The following is an 18,985-nucleotide window of genomic DNA, read 5'->3' as shown; positions in this document are numbered from 1 at the left end:
GCGCCCCGCCGTCCCGCCCGTCGTGGGCCGGTCCGGCACCGACAAGCGGTGCGCCGTCGCGGCCGTCGTGGGCTGGTGGGGCTGACCCGGCTCCGACAAGTGGTGCGCCGTCGCGGCCGTCGTGGGCTGGTGGGGCTGACCCGGCTCCGACCAGCGGCGCGCCAGCGCGGCCGTCGTGGGCGGGTGGCGCTGACCCGGCTCCGACAAGTGGTGCGCCAGTGCGGCCGTCGTGGGCGGGTGGCGCTGACCCGGCTCCGACAAGTGGTGCGCCGTCGCGGCCGTCGTGGGCCGGTCGGCCTGAGTTGGCTCCGACGCCCTCCGCCGAGCGGCCGTCCTGGGCACGCCCGCCGGCGACCGACCCGACGCCTGCCGCGCCTCCCGCCCCGGCGGCGACCCCGACAGCGGCGGCTCCCACCGATGTGCCACCGCCGGCGGTCACGCCGCCACCGGCACCTGCCGGTCCGGCACTGACGACGGAACCATCCTCCTGGGTCGGTGGAAGGCCCACGGCGTCCAGCAGCCCACCGCCGGCCGAGCGGCCCGACTGGTCCGAGGGGCGCATTCCCGCGTCCCCGGCTGAGCGCCCGTCCTGGCCGGCGAGCATGCCCCGACTCGACGAGGCGGGCGACCAGCCCGGCCCGCTCCGCTCCGAGCCCCGGGCGGTCGCACCCTTCCGGCTGCGCCCGGCGACCCCCGAGCCGCCGGGGCCGCCCCGCCCCGCACCCTCGTCGACCGGTCCGACCTCCACCGACGCCGCACCCGTGTCGACCGGCGCCGTCCCGCCCTCCGTCCCGAGCGGGAGCGGACGCCGTGACCGGCCCTCACCCGCGTCCGCCCCTCCCTATGCGGCACGCCGCTCCGCCCCCGACCCGGCGTCGCCGGCCGAACCGGCCGACCCCGGCCGCCGAGCGGAGACGACGGCGGCGGTGCTGCCGCAGCGCGTCCCCGCCGAACCGGACGTGCCCGTCGTGCCGGAGCCGCCAGCCGTGGAGCCCCCCGCCGAAACCCCGGAACTCGCCCGTATCGCCACCCACCTGCGCCGTGACGACGAACCCGCGCCTCTGCGGGAGCGCCCCGAGGGGTTCGACGTCAACGCCATCCTGGACGCCGTTCGGGAGGTGGCCGGCGTACGCGACGCGGCGCTGCGGCGTACGCCGGCGGGCGCGCACAGCCTCCGACTCGACCTGGCCGACGGCGCCGACCCGGCCGAGGTGAGTCGACAGGTCGCCCGGCTGCTCCAGGAGCGGATGGGCCTCGCTGCCGCCCCGCAGAACCTGCCCGGCCTACCCACCACGCCAGCCCCGCCGGTTCGCCGCCGCAGCCCAGAGCCCCGTGGTGCCGAGCCCCGTAGCGCCGAGCCGCGTGCTGTCGAGCGGCGTGCCCCGGAGACCCGGGACGCCGGCGCCGGGGAGGTGCGTGCCGCCGAGCCCACCGTGAGCGGGCGGGTGGAGACCCCGCCGGTGGGGGACACGTCACGTCGCCGTCGGCAGAGCGCCCCGCACCGGGGTCGTGCCACGGTGGAGGAGCCGGGTTCGGTCTCGTCCGCGCCGGCTGGCGCGGCCACCGGCAGCCCGGCGACGGTGGGGACGTCGTACTCCGGTGGTCAGGTCACCACGACGGAGTCGGCGCCGTCCCGGCCGCTGGACACCGGCGGCACGCCGGGGCCCCGGGTGGTGATCGACCACGTGCAGGTCAGCACGTTCGGGCTGGACGCCAACGTGGAGGTGCGGTTGCTGGCCGGCGGCGAGAACGCCTCCGGGTACGCGACCGGGCCGGCGGTGGACGGGTACGTGCTGCGCCTCTGCGCGGTCGCCGCTGCCGCCGCCGTGGACGAGTTGCTGCGCGGCGCGGAGAACGCCGAGCGGGGGCGCTGCTTCGTCGAGCACGCGGCGGTGGTGCCGTTCGGCAACTGCGAGGTGGCGACCGTGGTGGTGCTGCTGGTGTGCGAGGGCTGGGTGGAGCAGCTCGCCGGGTCGGCGCTGGTCGCTGGTGACCCGCGGCAGGCGGTGGTCCGGGCGACGCTGGCGGCGGTGAACCGTCGGCTGGAGGCGCTGCTGTCCTGAGTGGTCCGGGGCAGACTGAAACGATGAAACGCGCCAACCTCTGGCCGGACGAGCTTCTGCCCGAGCACCGGGTTCCGCCGCCGTGGCCGGGGCGGGAGGTCCGCCTCGGCAGTTCGGTCACGTACGTGCGGGACACTCCGGCCACCGCCGCCGGGGCGGAACCGGCGTTGTACGTGCACGGGCTGGGCGGCTCGTCGCAGAACTGGACTGACCTGGCCGGGCTGCTCTCCGACCGGCTCGACGGTCAGGCCATCGACCTGCCCGGGTTCGGCCGCAGCGAGCCGGGTCGCCGCTACACGATCCCCGCCTTCGCGGACCTGGTCGTCCGTTGGATCGAGCACTCCGGCCGGGGGCCTGTGCACCTGTTCGGCAACTCGTTGGGTGGTGCGGTCTCGGTCCAGGTGGCCGCGCTCCGACCGGACCTGGTCCGTACGCTCACCCTGATCTCGCCGGCGCTGCCGTTCCTCGACTTCCGGCGCTCGTTGCAGGGCCGGATGCTGCCGGTGCTGGCCATCCCCAGGGGTGAACGGCTGGTCGCTCGGCACCTCACCCAGCTCGCGCCCGAGGTGATGGCCCAGCAGGTGCTGGAGGCGTGTGTGGCCGACCTCGACCGGATCTGCGACCAGCGCCGCGCCGAGGCGCTGGAGGAGATCCGGGTGCGGTACGAGGCGGAGCACTACGCGGCGGCGTACGTGCGGACGTTCCGGGGGTTGGTCTCCAGTTTCCTGCGGGCGTACCTGCCGGGGTCGGGGTCGCTGTGGCGGCTGGCCCGGTCGGTGCGGGCGCCGACGCTTGTGGTGGGCGGTCGGGAGGATCGGCTTGTCGATGTGCGGGTTGCGCCGCAGACCGCGCGGGAGATCCCGGACAGCCGTCTGTTGATGCTCGACGGCGTGGGTCATGTGGCGCAGTTGGAGGTGCCCCGGCTGGTCGCCCGGGCGGTGGTGGGTCTGCTCGCCGAAACGGAGGACGCGGCCGGGCGGTCTGATCTGGCAGGCTGAGCCGGATGCCCAGGTCAGCTCGCCGCCACCGACGCTTCGCCCTGTTCGCGCAACTGGTGGCGGTGGTGGTGGCCGTCGGTGCGGTCGTGACCGTGATCGCCGAGGGGCCGGGTGGCCGTCCCGAGGCGGACCGGCTGGCGGCGGATGAGATCAGCACCGTGCCGCCGCCGCTGGTGGCCGCGCCGTTGCCGCCGTCGGCGGACCCGTCGCCGTCGGCGTCGTCCAGTGCGCCTCCGGTGCTGCGGCTGCCGGGTTCGGTGCCGAGCGCGGGTGCCGGCCGGTTCGGTTACGACGACCGCTCCGGTCCGGTGCTGGGTCGCGCGGGTGGGCTGCGGCGCTACCGGGTGGCTGTGGAATCGGGCAGCGCCGAGGACGCCGCCGCGTTCGGGCGGGCGGTCGAGGCGGCGCTCGCCGGGCCGGGCAGCTGGGTCGACAGCGGGCGGCTGCGGTTGCAGCAGGTGCCCGGCAACGCGCCCCGCGATTTCACCGTCTATCTGGCCACGGCCCGTACGGCGGGTCGGATGTGCGCCGCCGGTGGGGTGGACATCCGGATCGGGGGTCGTCCGTACACGTCCTGCCGGGCGCCCGGCCAGGTGATCATCAACCTGGATCGGTGGCGGTTGTCCGTGCCGCACTACGTCTCGGCCGGCATGCCGCTGTCGGTCTACCGGACGTACGTGGTCAACCACGAGGTGGGTCACCAGCTCGGGCACCGGCACGAGCGCTGTCCGGGGGCGGGCCGGTTGGCGCCGGTGATGATGCAGCAGACGCTGTTCCTCGACGGGTGTCGGGTCAATCCGTGGCCGTACCTCGGCGGACGCCGTTACGCAGGCCCCGCACTCTGACGAAGCACCCCTACTGCGTGAATAGCGGTAAAAGCGGAGGAATGCCCGAATAATCTGGCACGCTGGACGTCATGACGCCGTCGTCCCCTTACGGCCCGCCCCAGCCGCCCGATCCGTCGGGTCGGTCGGCGTACCGGCACGGGCGTCCCACTCTCGTCCGGATGCGCCGGAGCCGCAGCCTGCTGATCGGCGCGCTGGTGCTCGCCACCGCCGTCGGCGTGACCGTCTCCCGGGGCGGCGAACCGCCGGCCGACGTGCCGGCCACCACCACCCAGGGCGGGATGGGACTGGGCGGCGGGGCCGCCCACCCGGCGCCCAGCAGCTACCCGTCCGTCGGTGCGGGACGCTTCACCGCCGCCGACGGCGGAACCACCGTGCACGGTGAGGACGGGCCGCTGCGCCGGTACCGGGTCGCGGTCGAACGCGGCACCGGCCAGGACATCGACGCCTTCGCCGCCAAGGTGGACGAGGTGCTGACCGACCCGCGCAGCTGGATCGCCTCCGGTGAGCTGCGCGTACAACGGGTCGCCGACGCGGGGGCCGCCGACTTCACCATCTACCTGGCCACCCCTGTCACCTCGGAGCGGATGTGCGCCGAGGGCGGGCTGAGCACCGAGCGCTACACGTCCTGTCGACTGCCCGGGCAGGTCATCATCAACCTGGCGCGCTGGCAGGAGGCCGTACCCGACTACGGCGCCCCGCTGGACACGTACCGCACCTACGTCGTCAACCACGAGGTGGGCCACGAGTTCGGCGAGCAGCACGAGGCCTGCCCCGGCCCGGGTGAGCCGGCGCCGGTCATGCAGCAGCAGACGTACGGCCTGCAGGGCTGCGTCGCCAACGCCTGGCCGTACGTCGACGGTCGCCGCTACACGGGTGACATCGTCCCCTGATCGGCCGGCCGTCGGTTATTCCCGCTCCCGCATCGCGGACCACGTGTCCTCCCTCATGGCCGAGGGGTGCCCTGGCGAGCAACAATGGCGCCGTTCACACCGCCGATCCCGGGGAGTCCACCGTGTCGTTGCCCCCGCTCGTCGAGCCCGCCGCCGAGCTGACCGTTGACGAGATCCGCCGCTACTCACGCCACCTGATCATCCCGGACGTCGGGGTGGCCGGGCAGAAGCGGCTGAAGAACGCCCGGGTGCTCTGTGTCGGGGCCGGTGGCCTCGGCTCGCCCGCCCTGTTGTACCTCGCCGCGGCGGGGGTCGGCACGCTCGGCATCATCGACTTCGACACCGTCGACGAGTCCAACCTCCAGCGCCAGGTCATCCACGGAGTGTCCGACATCGGCCGGTCCAAGGCCGAGTCCGCCGCCGCGTCGATCCGCGAGATCAACCCGCTCGTCAACGTGGAGATCCACAACACCGCCCTGGACCGGGAGAACGTCCGCGAGATCTTCGCCCAGTACGACCTGATCGTCGACGGCACCGACAACTTCGCCACCCGCTACATGGTCAACGACGCGGCGGTGCTGCTCGGCAAGCCGTACGTCTGGGGCTCGATCTACCGCTTCGACGGCCAGGCGTCGGTGTTCTGGGCCGAGCACGGCCCCTGCTACCGCTGCCTCTACCCGGAGCCGCCGCCGCCCGGCATGGTCCCGTCCTGCGCCGAGGGCGGTGTGCTCGGTGTGCTCTGCGCGTCGATCGGCTCGATCCAGGTGAACGAGGCGATCAAGCTGCTCACCGGCATCGGTGAGCCGCTGGTCGGCCGCCTGATGGTGTACGACGCCCTGGAGATGGAGTATCGCAAGATCAAGGTCCGGAAGGACCCGAACTGCGTGCTCTGCGGCGAGAACCCGACGGTCACCGACCTCCTCGAGGACTACGAGGACTTCTGCGGCGCGGTCTCGGTGGAGGCCCAGGAGGCGGTGGTCGACTCGACAATCACCGCCCTGGAGCTGAAGGAGTGGCAGGACGCCGGCAAGGACATCTACCTCGTCGACGTCCGGGAGCCGGCCGAGTACGAAATCGTCCGGATCCCCGGCGCCACCCTCATCCCCAAGGGCGACATCATCTCCGGTGACGCGCTCGCGCAACTGCCGCAGGACCGGCAGATCGTGCTGCACTGCAAGTCCGGCGTCCGCTCGGCGGAGGCGCTCGCCGCGCTCAAGGCCGCCGGGTTCCGCGACGCCGTGCACGTGCAGGGCGGAGTGCTCTCCTGGATCAAGCAGATCGACCCGTCGCTGCCCGCGTACTGACCGGTTGAGCCGGGGCGGCGCCACCGTCGCCCCGGCAAATCGACGCACGTGACGACAAGTGGCCGTCGGGCCGGAGCGACGCAGCCATTCCCGGCTGGCCGATTCCCCGAGGCGGTATCGCGTCTGCGCAGGTAGCGTTCCCGCCGTGGTCGACTTGGAAGCCGCGATCGGGTTCGTCGTGGCGCATGGGGACGCGGTGGAACGGGCCCGTCTCTCCTGGCTTCGCAACGGCACCCCGGTGCCCGCCGAGCTGTTGGAGACGGCCGAGGTCGGCCAGTCGTCCGACGGCGGTTGGCCGGCGACCTGGGGTGGCGAGGTCGCCTCGATCGACGCGACCTGTTTCCGGCTCGCCGAGCTGGACGACCTGGGCGCGCTCGCCCGTCCCGCCGCCCGCCGCGCACTGGACTGGCTGGCGTCGCGCCAGCAGGCCGACGGCGGCTGGGACGAGGACGCCTCGCTGGCCGCCTCGGCTCCGGAGTGGGCCCGCCCCGGCGACCCCGAGGCCAAACTCTTCGTCACCGCCAACGCGGGCTTCTGGCTCACCGTCGCCGGGCTTGACGCCCGCGCCTCGGGGCCCCTCGACCACCGGGTCGGCGGGGCGTACGCCGGCGTGGTCCAGGCGGCAGCCCACTCGATCGCCGGACGGATCCGCCCGGACGGCAGCTGGCCGTCGTTCCTCGCCGCCGGCTGGCTGAGCGCGGCGGTGCTGCACCGGCAGGACATGTTCCACGAGTCGGCGCGGATCCAGGTGGTGCTGGCCGAGCGGATGGCGACGATGTCCCCCGGTGACGTGGCCTGGTTGGCGGCCACGCTGCGCCGGGTCGGCATCGACGCACAGGACTGGGTCATGGTGCGGGCGCTCCGCCGGCTGGCCGAGACGCAGCGCAGCGACGGCGGCTGGGAGAGCGACGACGGCCACCAGTTCGACGTGCACACCACGCTCTCGGCGATCCGGGCCTGCCGCCCGGTGACTGTCGCCTAGCGGACGTGCCCGTTCCCGGTGACCACGTACTTGGTGCTGGTCAGCTCGGGCAGACCCATCGGGCCGCGGGCGTGCAGCTTCTGCGTGGAGATGCCGATCTCCGCGCCGAAGCCGAACTCGCCCCCGTCCGTGAAGCGGGTCGAGGCGTTCACCATCACCGCCGCCGCGTCCACCCGGGCGACGAACTCGCGGGCCGCGCTCGCCGAGTCGGTGAGGATCGCCTCGGTGTGCCCGGTGCCGTAGCGCCGGATGTGCGCGACCGCCGCGTCCAGCGAGTCGACCACCGCGACGGAGATGTCCGCCGACAGGTACTCGGTGGCGAAGTCCTCGTCGGTGGCCGGGACCACCGCGGCGGAGTACGCGGCCACCTCGGGGGTGCCGTGCACGGTCACCCCGGCCTCGGCGAACGCGGCCAGCGCGGCCGGCAGGAACGCGTCGGCGACGTCGGCGTGCACCAGCAGCGACTCGGCCGTGTTGCAGGTGGAGAGGCGCTGTGTCTTGGCGTTCAGGGTCACCGCGACGGCCTGTGCCACGTCGGCGGCGGCGTCCACGTACACGTGGCAGTTGCCCACTCCGGTCTCGATCACCGGCACGGTCGACTCCTCGACGACGGTGCGGATCAGCGACGCGCCGCCGCGCGGGATGAGCACGTCGACCAGCCCTCGGGCGCGCATCAGCTCCTTGACCGAGTCGCGGGAGCTGGCGTCGAGCAACTGCACCGCGTCGGCGGGCAGGTCGGCGCTGGTGATCGCGTCCCGCAGCACCGCGACAAGCGCGGCGTTGGAGTGCGCGGCCGACGACGACCCACGCAGCAGAGCCGCGTTGCCGGACTTGAGGCAGATCCCGGCGGCGTCCACTGTCACGTTCGGCCGCGCCTCGTAGATGATGCCGACCACCCCGAACGGCACCCGGATCTGGCGCAGCTCCAGGCCGTTGGGCAGGGTCGAACCGCGGACCACCTCGCCGACCGGGTCGGGCAGCGCGGCCATCTGGCGCAGCGCGTCGGCGATGCCGGCCACCCGGCCCGCGTCGAGGGCGAGCCGGTCCAGCACGGCCGCGCTCAGCCCGGCCTCCCGGCCGGCCGCCAGGTCCGTCTCGTTCGCTGCCAGGATCTCCGGGGTACGCGCCACAAGCGCGTCGGCCATCGCGACAAGCGCGGCGTCCTTCGCGGTACGGGTGGCCGTGGCCAGGTCGGCGGCGGCGTCCCGCGCTCGACGTGCCTGCTCGACGACGGTCATGCCAGCACTCCTCACAGCAGTACGAGGTCGTCGCGGTGGACGACCTCCCGTTCGTACGCCGGGCCGAGCGCCGCGGCGAGTTCGGAGGTGGAACGACCGAGCAGCCCGGGCAGCTCCACCGCGTCGTAGTTGACCAGGCCACGGGCGACCGGCGCGCCGGCGGTGTCCACCAGGTCCACCGGGTCGCCGGCGGTGAACGTGCCGTCCACGGCGGTGATGCCGGCGGGCAGCAGCGACTTGCGCCGCGCGACGACTGCGGCCACCGCGCCCGGGTCGAGGTGCAGCCGCCCCCGGGGTGAGGTGGCGTGGGCCAGCCAGAACAGCCGGGCGGTGGGGCGTTGCCGCTGCGGGTGGAACAGCGTGCCGACGGGCTCACCCGCCAGCGCCGGCGCGGCCAGGTCGGCGGCGGTGAGCACCACCGGGATGCCGAACCCGGTGGCGATCCGGGCGGCCTCCACCTTGGTGGCCATGCCGCCGGTGCCGACGCCGGAGCGGCCGGCCCCGCCGATGGTGATGCCGGCGAGGTCCGCCTCGTCGTGGACCTCCGTGATCCGGGTCGACTGCGGCCGGGTCGGGTCGCCGGTCCAGAGTGCGTCCACGTCCGAGAGGAGCACCAGCAGGTCGGCGTGCACGAGCGCGGCCACCAGGGCGGCCAGCCGGTCGTTGTCGCCGAACCGGATCTCCTCGGTGGCCACCGTGTCGTTCTCGTTGACGATCGGCACCGCCCGCAGGTCGAGCAGCTTGCGCAGCGTCCGGTACGCGTTGCGGTAGTGCGCGCGCCGGGTCACGTCGTCGACGGTGAGCAGCACCTGCCCGACGGTGCGGCCGTGCCGGGCGAAGCTGGCCGCGTACCGGCCGATCAGCAGGCCCTGCCCGACGCTGGCGGCGGCCTGCTGGGTGGCCAGGTCGCGCGGACGTCGGGTCAGGCCGAGCGGGGCCAGGCCGGCGGCGATCGCGCCGGAGGACACCAGCACCACCTCGCGCCCCTCGGCGGTGAGCCGCCCCAGGGTGTCGACAAGCGCGTCGACCCGCCCGTCGGCCAGGCCGCCAGTGGCGGTGGTCAACGAGGAGGATCCGATCTTGACGACGACCCGCCGGGCCGTCGTGACTGCGTCGCGCACCCGCCCATTCTGCGTGGTCACGGCGGCAGCGCCCGGCGACGTTCCCATATGGTGGCCGATTGTGACACCTGACGAGTACGTCGAGGCGGTGCTCGACCTGGTCGAGCGGATCCCGGAGGGTCGGGTGATGTCGTACGGGGCGGTCGCCGACGCGCTTGCCGAACGCTCCGGCCGTGCCTCCGCGCGACTGGTGGGCAACATCATGGCCCGGCACGGCGGATCGGTGCCCTGGCACCGGGTGGTCAGCTCGGCCGGCCGGTTGCCGCCGGGACACGAGCGGGAGGCGCGGGCCCGACTGCGTGCCGAGGGGGTGCCGCTGCGCGGTGAGGGGGTGGACATCCGGGTGGCGGCGTGGTCACCGCAGGAGGGGATGTGACCTCCGACATAACGTGAGTAACATTCGGCCCCATGAACCCGCCGCCGGGCGCCACCGGTACGCCGACCGCTGCCCCGCTGCCCCGGACGGTGCACGCCGGATACGCGCTCGGATCCCTCGCCACCGGCGCGTTCGGCACCGTGCCCGGTCTGCTGCTGCTGCCGTACCTGACCGACACGTTGGGCGTGGCCGCCGGGGTGGCCGCCCTGCTGGTGCTGCTGCCGAAGGCGTGGGACGTGCTGGTCAATCCGGTCGCCGGGCGGATCTCCGACCGCACCCGGTCCCGCTGGGGCGCGCGCCGTCCGTACCTGCTCGTCGCCGGTCTCGTGCTCGCCGCGCTCTTCGCGGCCATCTTCGCCGCGCCGTTCGGCAACGGTCCGGCCGCCGGGGCGTACGTGGCGCTCGCCTTCCTCGCCACCGCCACCGCGTTCGCCTTCTTCCAGGTGCCGTACGTGGCGATGCCGGCGGAGCTGACCGACGACTACACCGAACGCACCCGCCTGATGACCTGGCGGATCGCCGTGCTGGCGCTGGCCATCCTGGTCTCCGGCGCCCTCGCCCCGCTCGTGGTGACCGCCGGCGGCGACGGCCTGCCCGGGCACCGGTGGATGGGCCTGTTCGTGGCGACGCTCATCGCTCTCGGCGCCATCGGCGCGTTCGTCGGCACCCGCGCCGCGCCGACCGGCACGGTGGGCGGCAGCGAGCCGACCCTGCGCGCCCAGCTCGCCGTGGCGGCCGCGAACCGCCCGTTCCGGGCGCTGCTTGTCTGCTTCGTGGTGCAGTCCGCCGGGGTGGCGACCATCCTGGCCGGCGTCAACTACTTCGCCGGGCAGATCCTGCGCGACGAGCAGAGCGGCCCGACCCTGCTCTTCGCCTGCTTCGTCGGGCCGGCGCTGCTGGTGATGCCGGTGTGGAGCCGGGTCGGCGCCCGGCTCGGCAAGCGGGCCGGCCTGGTCGCCGCCGCCGTGATCCTCGCCGCCGGGGCGCTCGTGCTGGTCGCCGCGCCGGTGCTGCCGCCGGTCGCGGTGTACCTGGTGGTCGCGGTGATCGGCGTCGGGTACGCCGGGCAGCAGGTCTTCGCGTTGGCGATGCTGCCGGACTGCATCGCGTACGACACGGCGCGCACCGGTCGCCGCCAGGCGGGTGTCTTCACCGGCCTGTGGACCGCCGGGGAGACGCTCGGTCTGGCCCTCGGCCCGGGCATCTACGGCCTGGTGCTCCAGCTCTCCGGTTACGTGTCGTCCGACACCGGCACGGCGGCGGCCCAGTCGGATTCGGCCCGCCTCGGCGTGCTCCTGGGCTTCACGGTCATCCCCGCCGTCCTGATCGCGCCTCCGATCCTCCTGCTGCGCCGCTACACCCTGACCCCCGCTGTCCTGGCCGAAGCCGTGCGCCACCCGCGCGTCGGGCAGGAGGCCGTGGTGGGGGACCGTCACGAGAAGGGCACCATGACTCCATGATCGACAAGGACGGGGTGGCGGCGGACGTCGTGCTCGCCGAGATTCGCGCGATGCGGGACGGGGACCGGCCCACCCACGGTGGCCAGCTGTTCGCGTACGTCTACGACCCGGCGGTGCCCGGCCTCGACGAGCTGGCCGCCGCCGCGCACCGTGAGAGCGCCCACGTCAACGGGCTCGACCCGACCGCGTTCCCGTCCCTGCTGGCGATGGAGAACGCGCTCGTCGGCGCCGCCGCCCGGATGCTCGGCGGCGGCCCCGGCACCACCGCCGAGGACGTGGTCGGCAGCGTCACAAGCGGCGGCACCGAGTCGCTGATCCTCGCCGTCAAGACGGCCCGGGACGCCCACCCGGAGATCGCCGCACCCCGGATCGTGGTGCCGTCGACCGCGCACGCCGCGTTCGCGAAGGCGGCGCACTACCTGCGGGTGGCACTGGACGTGGTGCCGGTGTCCCCGGACACGCTGCGCCCGGACCCGGCCGCGATGGCCGCCGCGATCGGGCCGGAGACGGTGCTTGTGGCCTGCTCCGCGCCGTCGTACGCGCACGGGGTGGTGGACCCGGTCGCACCGATCGCGGCGGCGGCGGCCGAGGCCGGGGTGCGCTGCCACGTGGACGCCTGCTTCGGCGGCTGGACCCTGCCGTACCTGCGCCGCCTCGGGGCGCCCGTGCCGGCGTTCGACTTCGCGGTCCCCGGCGTCACCTCGATCTCGGTGGACCTGCACAAGTACGCGTACGCCCCGAAGGGGGTGTCGGTGCTGCTGCACCGCGACGCCACGCTGCGCGCCCCGCAGTACTTCGCGTACGCGGACTGGCCCGGCTACACGATGATCAACCCGGTGATCGCGTCCACCCGCTCGGGCGGGCCGATCGCCGCCGCGTACGCCACCCTGCGGCACCTGGGCGACGACGGCTACCTGCGGCTGGCCACCGCCACCCGGGACGCGGTGGCCGGCCTCGCCGACGCGGTCCGTGCCGTCGACGGGCTGCGGCTGATGGCCGATCCGGAGTCGACAGTCGTCTGCTTCACCGCCACCGAGGGCGGGCCCGACCTGTTCGTCCTGGTCGACGAGCTGACCGCGCGCGGCTGGCACACCCAACCCCAGCTGTCGTACGCCGGTCTGCCGGCCAGCGTGCACCTCACGGTGACCGCCTCGGTCGCGCCCCGGGTCGCCGAATTCGCACCGGACCTGGCCGACGCGGTGGCCGCCGCCCGGGCGGCCGGTCCGGTCGCCCTCCCGCCCGAGCTGATGGTGCTGGCGTCGTCGCTGACCCCGGACGCCCTCACGCCCGAACTGGTCGCCGGGATCGCCGGCGGGCTCGGGCTCGGTGCCGGGAACGCGCCGACGCCGGACCGGATGGCGGTGGTGAACACCCTGCTCGACGCCGCACCGCCGGCGCTGCGGGAGCGGCTGCTCGTCGAGTTCGTGGGTCTGCTGCAACGCCCCTCCTGGTGACCGGAGCGCCGGGCCGCGTCGCACGCGCGAGCGGTGTGCGACGCGGGCCGGCGGGTGTCACCGGTAGGCCATGGCGACCCGGTTGTCGGCGTCCTTGAGGTCCAGCAGGAAGGTGAAGTCGCCGCTCATCGGCCGGGCCTCCACATCGGCGGTTCCCGTGCCCACCGGGGCGCCCTCGGCGGCCCGGAAGCTCAACGTCAGCGTCACCTCCGCGCCGGCCCCGATCCGACCAAGCCCACAGGTCACCGGCTGGCTGGTGTCCTGCGGCTCGTTGGTGCACGGTGCCCACCCGTCGACGTCCGGGCGGACGGTCGACGGGAGGTTCAGGCGCAGCTCCACGCGCGGGACCGCTGCGGCGCCCTTGTTGCGGATCCGCACCGTTGTCGTACCCGTTCGTGAGCCGTCATCCGCCGTGCCCAGCACCAGCGCGGTGGCGGTGACCGCGAGGTCCGCCGAGTGCGGGTTCGGACCGAAGCTCGTCGGCCCGGAGACCTGGGCGAAGGCCAAATCCTTCCACCGGTAGCCCCGCCACTGTCGCTGGGACCACTCGCCGGGCCAGCCACCGCCGGGGGCGATGTCGCCGACCTGCACCCGCACCGTGCCGTCGTCGACCACGTCGAGCGCGAACAGCCACTGCGGCTTGTCGATGGTGGTCGCGACCACGCGGCCGAGAGTGACCACCTTCCCCTCCTCGTCCCGGTCGAAGGCGACCACCTGCATCGGCCCCCGGGTGCCGAGCACGCACTGCACGAGCGCCACCGTCTCCACCGCCCCGTCCCCGTCGACGTCACCGTGCTCGAGGGCGATCAGCCAGTTGACGCCCTCGCGGTCGTCGCCGCTGATCCGCACGGCCGACGTCGGGCAGCCCGGCCCGGCCCGCCAGGCCGGCAGGGTGACCGTCGCACCGAGCAACTGCGCCCGGCTGAACCGGCCGTTGGGCGCGGTGGAGGCGGGGCCGCCGCTCGTCGCGGCCGGGCTGGGGGTCGGGCTCGCCGGGTCACTCGGGGTCGGAGCCACCGACACGCTGGGCGTGGGGTCGACCGGGCCCGGCCGGTGCTCCGGCCCGTTCATCGCCGCGTACCCCACGGCGGACCCGCCGAACAGCGCGAGCGCCGCCGCGGTGTTGGCCGCCAGCCGACGACGGCCGCGTCCCCGTACCGTCCGCCGGACGGCGGCGGGCCCGGGCACCTCGACCTCCTCCAGCACGGTACGGCGGTAGTGGGCGAACTCTTCGGCGAGGCCGAGGGTCTCCTGCTCAGACATCTCGCACCTCCTCGTTGGTGTCGCGCAGGTGCGTCGCGAGGGCCGCCCGGCCCCGGTGCAGCCAGGACTTGACGGTTCCCTCGGCGACGCGTTCCTGGGCGGCGATCTCGGCGACCGACAGGTCGGCGAGGTAGTGCAGGACGACGGCCCGCCGCTGCTTCGGCGGCAATTTCGCCAGCGCCGTGTCGAGGGCGACCCGGTCGGGGCTCGGCCCCGCGACGTGGGTCTCCCGCTGCCGCAGCAGCCACGCCTGCGCGGTCCGCAGCCGCCGCCAGCGGTTGTGGCCCAGGTTCCAGGCGACCCGGCGCACCCACGCCAGCGGGTCGTCGTACCGGGCCAGCCGGTCCCAGTGGGCGTACGCCCGGCAGAACGCCTCCTGGACCAGGTCCTGTGCCTGCCCACGGTCACCGGTGTACGCGGTGAGCTGGACGACCAGCCCACGGAAGTGGGCGTGGTAGAAGTCGTCGAAGACCAGTTCGGCCGCCTTGTGGGCGGAACCGCCCAACGGGTCGGGGGGCCGTCCGCCCACCCGTACTTCTCTCGTCACAAGCACTCGTCCTCCCCGTGGTGGCCGCGGACAGCGTGTCCCGCCGGCACCCGTCACACAGCCGGACACTCCGAGCGGTTGCGCACCTTTGGGGGGGCCTTTCTGTCGCGTCCAGGACATCGCCCCGTCATGCACAGTGCCGCCAATCAATCAACGGGCATAAGTATAGATAATCATCACTAAAAGGGGGTTTTATGGCATTCGTCGGTTCCGTACGGTCAATTCATCAGCCCACAACGACACGGGGAGAACGATGATGATGCGGAAGATCCTGCTCAGCGGAGTGACTGCGGCGGCGGGCCTCGCCCTCGGCCTGGGTGGCGCGGCGGCAGCCGTCACGGCGATCGGCCCCGGCCCGGGCGCGCCTGGGGAGATCGGCCCCGGCCCGGGTGTGTCCCTCGCCATCGGCCCCGGCCCGAGCGTCGCTCAGCCGATCGGCCCCGGCCCGGGCGTCGCCGAGCTGATCGGCCCCGGCCCGAGCGTCGCGCAGCCGATCGGCCCCGGCCCCTCGGTCGCGACGGCCTGAGTGCGGCACACCCGCGGGTGAGCGTGCCCGCGATCGGGCCCGGCCGGAAGCGCCGGCCGGGCCCGATCGCCGGGTCAGCGACCACCCGCCCGGTGACCAGGCCGCTGAGCCGCCCTCGGGGTTCCAGCCGGACGCTGTGGTTGACTGTCTGGTGGAGGACGGAGGGGGGCAGGCGTGCAGCTACCGGCAGTGCTCGGTGAGCCGATCCGGTTCGTGCTGAACTGGGGGCGCCGCTACTCGCTCTGGGTGTTCAACTTCGGTCTGGCCTGCTGTGCCATCGAGTTCATCGCGACAAGCATGGGCCGGCACGACTTCATCCGACTCGGCGTGATCCCGTTCGCCCACGGCCCCCGGCAGGCCGACCTCATGGTGGTCTCCGGCACGGTGACCGACAAGATGGCCCCGGCCATCAAGCGGCTCTACGACCAGATGCCAGAGCCGAAGTACGTCATCTCGTTCGGCGCCTGCTCCAACTGCGGCGGCCCCTACTGGGACTCGTACTCGGTCACCAAGGGCGTGGACCAGCTCATCCCGGTCGACGTGTACGTGCCGGGCTGCCCACCTCGACCGGAGGCGTTGCTGCACGGCATCCTGCGCCTGCAGGAGAAGATCGCCGCCGAACAGTCCGGCGTCGGCGGTGTGTCCCGTCCGGATCTACTCGCCGCGCCACTGGACTCCGCGCCCCGCGAAGCCGCCGCCCCGCGCTCGGTCGACTCGCTCACCGCCCCACCGGTACGCCCACCCGCCGCGGGTTGACACCGGGGGTGGCCGGGGCGGGCTAGCCTGCGGGCCATGAGCAGCTCCGTGGACCAGCGGTCCGCCCACATCGCCGCCGTGCTCACCGAGGAGTTCGGCGCGTCGATGGCGCTCGACCCGGCGGCCTTCCGCCGCAAGTTCCGCAAGATGGCCGCGTCGCCGTTCGCCTTCTACCGGGGCAGCGCCGCGCTGTTCTACGCCGACCAGCTCGGCGACTTCGCCGACGACCGGTTCCTCGACGACCGGACCAGCCGGGTCTGGATCCACGGCGACCTGCACGCGGAGAACTTCGGCACGTACATGAACGCCTCCGGGCACCTGGTGTTCAACGTCAACGACTTCGACGAGGCGTACGTCGGGCCGTTCACCTGGGACCTGCGGCGGTTCGCCGCCAGCGTCGCGCTGCTGGGCTACGGCAAGGCGCTCTCCGACACGGTGATCGGCGAGCTGGTGGCGGGCTACGCCCGGTCGTACCTGACCGAGCTGCGGGCCATCGCCGCAGGCGGGGACGACGCGATCGGCTCGATCACGCTGGACAACGCCGACGGGGTGCTGCGCCGGGTGCTCCAGCAGGCCCGGCTCAGCACCCGGGTCGACCTGCTCGCCGCGCAGACCACAGTCGACAACTACGAGCGGCGGTTCTCGGTCGGCGACGGGGTCTTCGAGATCGACGGCGCCACCCGGGACAGGGTTCGCGCCGCCTTCGAGGAGTACCTGGGCACCCTGCCCGCCGCCTCGGCGCGGCTGCGCCCGGTGGCGACCCGGATCAAGGACGTGGTGCTGCGCAAGGGGGTGGGCATCGGCTCGGCCGGGCTGCCGTCGTACAACCTGCTGCTGGAGGGGCACACCGAGGCCCTGGAGAACGACGTCGTCATCTACATGAAGCAGGCGCAGGTGCCGGCGGTGGCGCGGTACGTCACCGACGAGACGGTCCGCGGCTACTTCCAGCACCAGGGGCACCGGACCGCCGAGTCGCAGCGGGCGTTGCAGGCGCACGCCGACCCCTGGCTGGGCTTCACCGAGCTGGACGGGGCCGGTCAGCTGGTCGCCGAGGTCTCCCCGTACGCCGCCGACCTGGACTGGTCGGACGTGAACGAGCCGGAGGAGCTGAGCGGGGTGCTCGTCGACCTGGGTCGGGCGGTGGCCCGGATGCACTCGGTCGCCGACGACGAGTCCAGTCACGACCTGGTGGACTACTCCACCGAGGAGGCGATCGTCGCGGTGGTGGACACCGACGAGTCGGGATTCGTCACACACCTTGTGGACTTCGCGCACGCGTACGGGGTGCGCGCCCGACAGGACCACCAGCTCTTCGTCGACCTGTTCCGCAACGGCCGGCTGCCGGGTCTCTGAGCGCGCGGGGCGTCGCTCAGGAGGCGAACTCCAGCACCACCTTGATGTCGTCCGGGTCGGGTGTGTACGCGTCGGCGTACCTGTTCACCGGCACCCGACGGGTGATCAGCGACTCCAGCCAGACCTGGTCGGCGCGGGCGAGCGCCTGCGCCGCCATGGTCCAGTGCCGCCGGTTGGCGTTCACCGAGCCGAACACCACGTTGTTCTCCAGCACCAGCGCCCGGTTGAGCGCCCCGGCGTCGAAGTCGATGCTCCGGCCGCCGCTGGACACCCCGGCCAGGCAGACGATCCCGGTCGGGGCCGCCTTGCACATGACGTCGAGGACCACAGTGGGAGCGCCGGTGCACTCGATCACCACGTCCGGCTCGAAGGGCAGGTCGTTGACCGGCACCGCGTGGTAGGTGGCGCCGAGCCCGGCGACCAGCTCCGGTTTGGGCCCGTCGGTGGCCCGGTCCAACACGTGGACGGTGAGCCCGCGCTGGGTGCCGAGCAGCGCGGCCAGCAGTCCGATCGGCCCGGCACCGGTCACCAGGACGGTCTGCGGCTGCCATTCGGCCCGGTGCCCGATCCGCTCGATGTGGTCCCAGGCCTTCGCCACCACACTTGTCGGCTCCAGCAGCACCCCGACCTGGGCCAGCGCCGGGTCGAGGCGGACCGCGAACTGGGGCTCGATCCGCCAGCGGTCGCGGGCGAACCCGGGCAGCGCCTTGATGCCGTGTTCGGTGTACTGACCGTTGCGGCACATGTCCCACTCGCCGACCGCGCAGTTCGGACAGGGGACCGGGTCGGGATGCCTGACGATGCCGGCCACCAGGTCACCGGGTTGCAGGGTGCCGGTCGGATCCTCGACCACCCGACCCAGCGACTCGTGCCCGATGATCAGGCGGTCCGCGCCCGGTGGGGCCTCGCCGTACTTTCCGGCGATGATCTCGTGGTCGGTGCCGCAGATCCCGACCGCCAGCGCCTCGACGAGGATCGCGCCCTCCTCTGCCGGGGGCTCCGGTTGATCCTCGACGAGGCGTAGCGAGTCGGCGACCCCGGGTTTCACAGTCACAGCGCGCACGCCCCTCATCTTTCCCCGCCGGGAGTCGCCCCGCCCGGCAAAGCCGGCAGATCGGTGTCCATGACAGGTCGACCGGCGGGCATCGGCGGCGGACCGGCGCGGGCCGGGGCCGGCACTAGGATCAGCGGCATGACTCCCGAAGAGGTCGGCGCTCGGCTGGTCGCGCTGCTCGCGCCGGTCGCGGCGACCCCGTCGGTCTCCGGCGGGCAGCGGTTCGCCCGCGCCACCGTCGACGTGCCCCCGGCGAACTGGTCGGACGCGCTGCGTACCGCCCGCGACGACGCCGAGCTGGCCTGCGACTTCTTCGACTGGCTCTCCGCCGTGGACGAGCTGGCTGAGGGTTTCGACGTGGTGGCGCACCTCTGGTCGACGCGGCTGCGGCACGGGGTGCTGCTGCGCACCCGGGTGCCCCGCGACGCGCCCGACGTGCCGTCCGTGGTGGACGTCTACCCGGGTGCGGCCTGGCACGAGCGGGAGACGCACGAGATGTTCGGCATCGGCTTCACCGGTCACGGTGAGCTGCGACCGCTGCTGCTGCCACCGGAGTTCGAGGGTCATCCCCTGCGCAAGGAGTTCGTGCTGGCCTCGCGGGTGGCCAAGCCGTGGCCGGGCGCGAAGGAGCCGGGCGAGTCCGAGGCCGGCGGTGGACGTCGGCCGATCCGCCCGCCGGGGGTGCCCGCTCCGGGCGAGTGGGGGACCACACCCACCCCCGGGGGCGCGGGCGGCGTGGGGGAGGGCCCGCG

Annotated in this window: 17 protein-coding genes and 1 pseudogene; 13 read left to right on the top strand and 5 right to left on the bottom strand. The window is 73.7% G+C overall.

Going from position 1 to position 18,985, the window contains the following annotated elements; all coding sequences use genetic code 11:
• Positions 1-302 precede the first annotated feature (302 nt).
• From FHG89_RS26960 to FHG89_RS26935, 6 genes and pseudogenes are all read left to right on the top strand, one after another.
• Positions 303-2,063, top strand: a complete 1,761-nt coding sequence (locus FHG89_RS26960) for a hypothetical protein (protein WP_244295898.1) — start codon at positions 303-305, stop codon at positions 2,061-2,063.
• Between the two features lie 23 nt (positions 2,064-2,086).
• Entirely contained in the window at positions 2,087-3,061 is a 975-nt protein-coding gene (locus FHG89_RS26955) for an alpha/beta fold hydrolase (protein ID WP_139587215.1), read from the top strand.
• A 5-nt stretch (positions 3,062-3,066) separates the two neighbouring features.
• Entirely contained in the window at positions 3,067-3,906 is an 840-nt protein-coding gene (locus FHG89_RS26950) for a DUF3152 domain-containing protein (RefSeq protein ID WP_139587214.1), read from the top strand.
• 161 nt (positions 3,907-4,067) lie between these two features.
• Complete coding sequence (locus FHG89_RS26945) at positions 4,068-4,799, top strand: DUF3152 domain-containing protein (RefSeq protein ID WP_244295896.1); 732 nt, start codon at positions 4,068-4,070, stop codon at positions 4,797-4,799.
• 55 nt (positions 4,800-4,854) lie between these two features.
• Positions 4,855-6,103 (top strand): annotated as a pseudogene (moeZ, locus tag FHG89_RS26940) (adenylyltransferase/sulfurtransferase MoeZ).
• Positions 6,104-6,197: 94 nt separating this feature from the next.
• A complete protein-coding gene (locus FHG89_RS26935; protein WP_139587217.1) occupies positions 6,198-7,085 on the top strand; it encodes a prenyltransferase/squalene oxidase repeat-containing protein in 888 nt (295 codons plus the stop codon).
• Here the strand turns inward: FHG89_RS26935 and FHG89_RS26930 are convergent.
• The gene (locus FHG89_RS26930) at positions 7,082-8,323 is read right to left on the bottom strand and encodes a glutamate-5-semialdehyde dehydrogenase (protein ID WP_139587211.1); all 1,242 of its coding nucleotides are present in this window, start codon (positions 8,321-8,323) and stop codon (positions 7,082-7,084) included. The genes FHG89_RS26935 and FHG89_RS26930 overlap by 4 nt on opposite strands.
• A gap of 11 nt (positions 8,324-8,334) precedes the next feature.
• Positions 8,335-9,492: a glutamate 5-kinase gene (gene proB, locus FHG89_RS26925; protein WP_139587210.1), complete on the bottom strand. Its 1,158-nt coding sequence runs from the start codon at positions 9,490-9,492 to the stop codon at positions 8,335-8,337.
• Positions 9,493-9,505: 13 nt separating this feature from the next.
• Here proB and FHG89_RS26920 point away from each other — a divergent pair, with 13 nt between their 5' ends.
• From FHG89_RS26920 to FHG89_RS26910, 3 genes are read left to right on the top strand one after another with little or no spacing between them, the layout of a single operon-like run.
• Positions 9,506-9,820: an MGMT family protein gene (locus FHG89_RS26920; protein ID WP_139587209.1), complete on the top strand. Its 315-nt coding sequence runs from the start codon at positions 9,506-9,508 to the stop codon at positions 9,818-9,820.
• A 32-nt stretch (positions 9,821-9,852) separates the two neighbouring features.
• Positions 9,853-11,280: an MFS transporter gene (locus FHG89_RS26915; RefSeq protein ID WP_244295894.1), complete on the top strand. Its 1,428-nt coding sequence runs from the start codon at positions 9,853-9,855 to the stop codon at positions 11,278-11,280.
• Positions 11,277-12,734 carry a pyridoxal phosphate-dependent decarboxylase family protein gene (locus FHG89_RS26910; RefSeq protein WP_139587208.1) on the top strand — a complete coding sequence of 486 codons (1,458 nt, stop codon included), beginning with the start codon at positions 11,277-11,279 and terminating at the stop codon, positions 12,732-12,734. Before FHG89_RS26915 ends, FHG89_RS26910 begins: the two co-directional genes overlap by 4 nt.
• Positions 12,735-12,791: 57 nt before the next feature.
• Here the strand turns inward: FHG89_RS26910 and FHG89_RS26905 are convergent, their stop codons facing one another.
• Positions 12,792-13,997 (bottom strand): hypothetical protein, encoded by a 1,206-nt coding sequence (locus FHG89_RS26905; protein ID WP_139587207.1) that lies wholly within the window; start codon positions 13,995-13,997, stop codon positions 12,792-12,794.
• Positions 13,990-14,526, bottom strand: a complete 537-nt coding sequence (locus FHG89_RS26900) for an RNA polymerase sigma factor (RefSeq protein ID WP_244295892.1) — start codon at positions 14,524-14,526, stop codon at positions 13,990-13,992. The genes FHG89_RS26905 and FHG89_RS26900 overlap by 8 nt, the downstream gene beginning before the upstream one ends.
• Positions 14,527-14,797: 271 nt before the next feature.
• On the opposite strand from FHG89_RS26900, the gene FHG89_RS26895 reads away from it, so the two are divergent.
• The 3 genes from FHG89_RS26895 to FHG89_RS26885 all read left to right on the top strand — a co-directional run bounded on the left by FHG89_RS26895 (position 14,798) and on the right by FHG89_RS26885 (position 17,179).
• Positions 14,798-15,070: a hypothetical protein gene (locus tag FHG89_RS26895; protein WP_208761124.1), complete on the top strand. Its 273-nt coding sequence runs from the start codon at positions 14,798-14,800 to the stop codon at positions 15,068-15,070.
• Positions 15,071-15,244: 174 nt separating this feature from the next.
• Positions 15,245-15,826 (top strand): NADH-quinone oxidoreductase subunit B, encoded by a 582-nt coding sequence (locus FHG89_RS26890; RefSeq protein WP_139587205.1) that lies wholly within the window; start codon positions 15,245-15,247, stop codon positions 15,824-15,826.
• A gap of 36 nt (positions 15,827-15,862) precedes the next feature.
• A complete protein-coding gene (locus tag FHG89_RS26885) occupies positions 15,863-17,179 on the top strand; it encodes a DUF2252 domain-containing protein (RefSeq protein ID WP_139587204.1) in 1,317 nt (438 codons plus the stop codon).
• Between the two features lie 16 nt (positions 17,180-17,195).
• Here FHG89_RS26885 and FHG89_RS26880 read toward each other — a convergent pair whose 3' ends face one another.
• Positions 17,196-18,242, bottom strand: a complete 1,047-nt coding sequence (locus FHG89_RS26880; RefSeq protein ID WP_208761123.1) for a glucose 1-dehydrogenase — start codon at positions 18,240-18,242, stop codon at positions 17,196-17,198.
• A 129-nt stretch (positions 18,243-18,371) separates the two neighbouring features.
• Between FHG89_RS26880 and FHG89_RS26875 the strand changes: the two genes are divergently transcribed.
• On the top strand, positions 18,372-18,985 hold a 614-nt coding region (locus tag FHG89_RS26875), incomplete at its 3' end, for an NADH-quinone oxidoreductase subunit C (protein ID WP_139587202.1).

The sequence above is a fragment of the Micromonospora orduensis genome (genome assembly GCF_006228125.1).
Lineage (GTDB): Bacteria > Actinomycetota > Actinomycetes > Mycobacteriales > Micromonosporaceae > Micromonospora > Micromonospora orduensis.
Note: the sequence above shows the minus strand (reverse complement) of the source record. Positions and strands in the feature narration are given on the sequence as shown.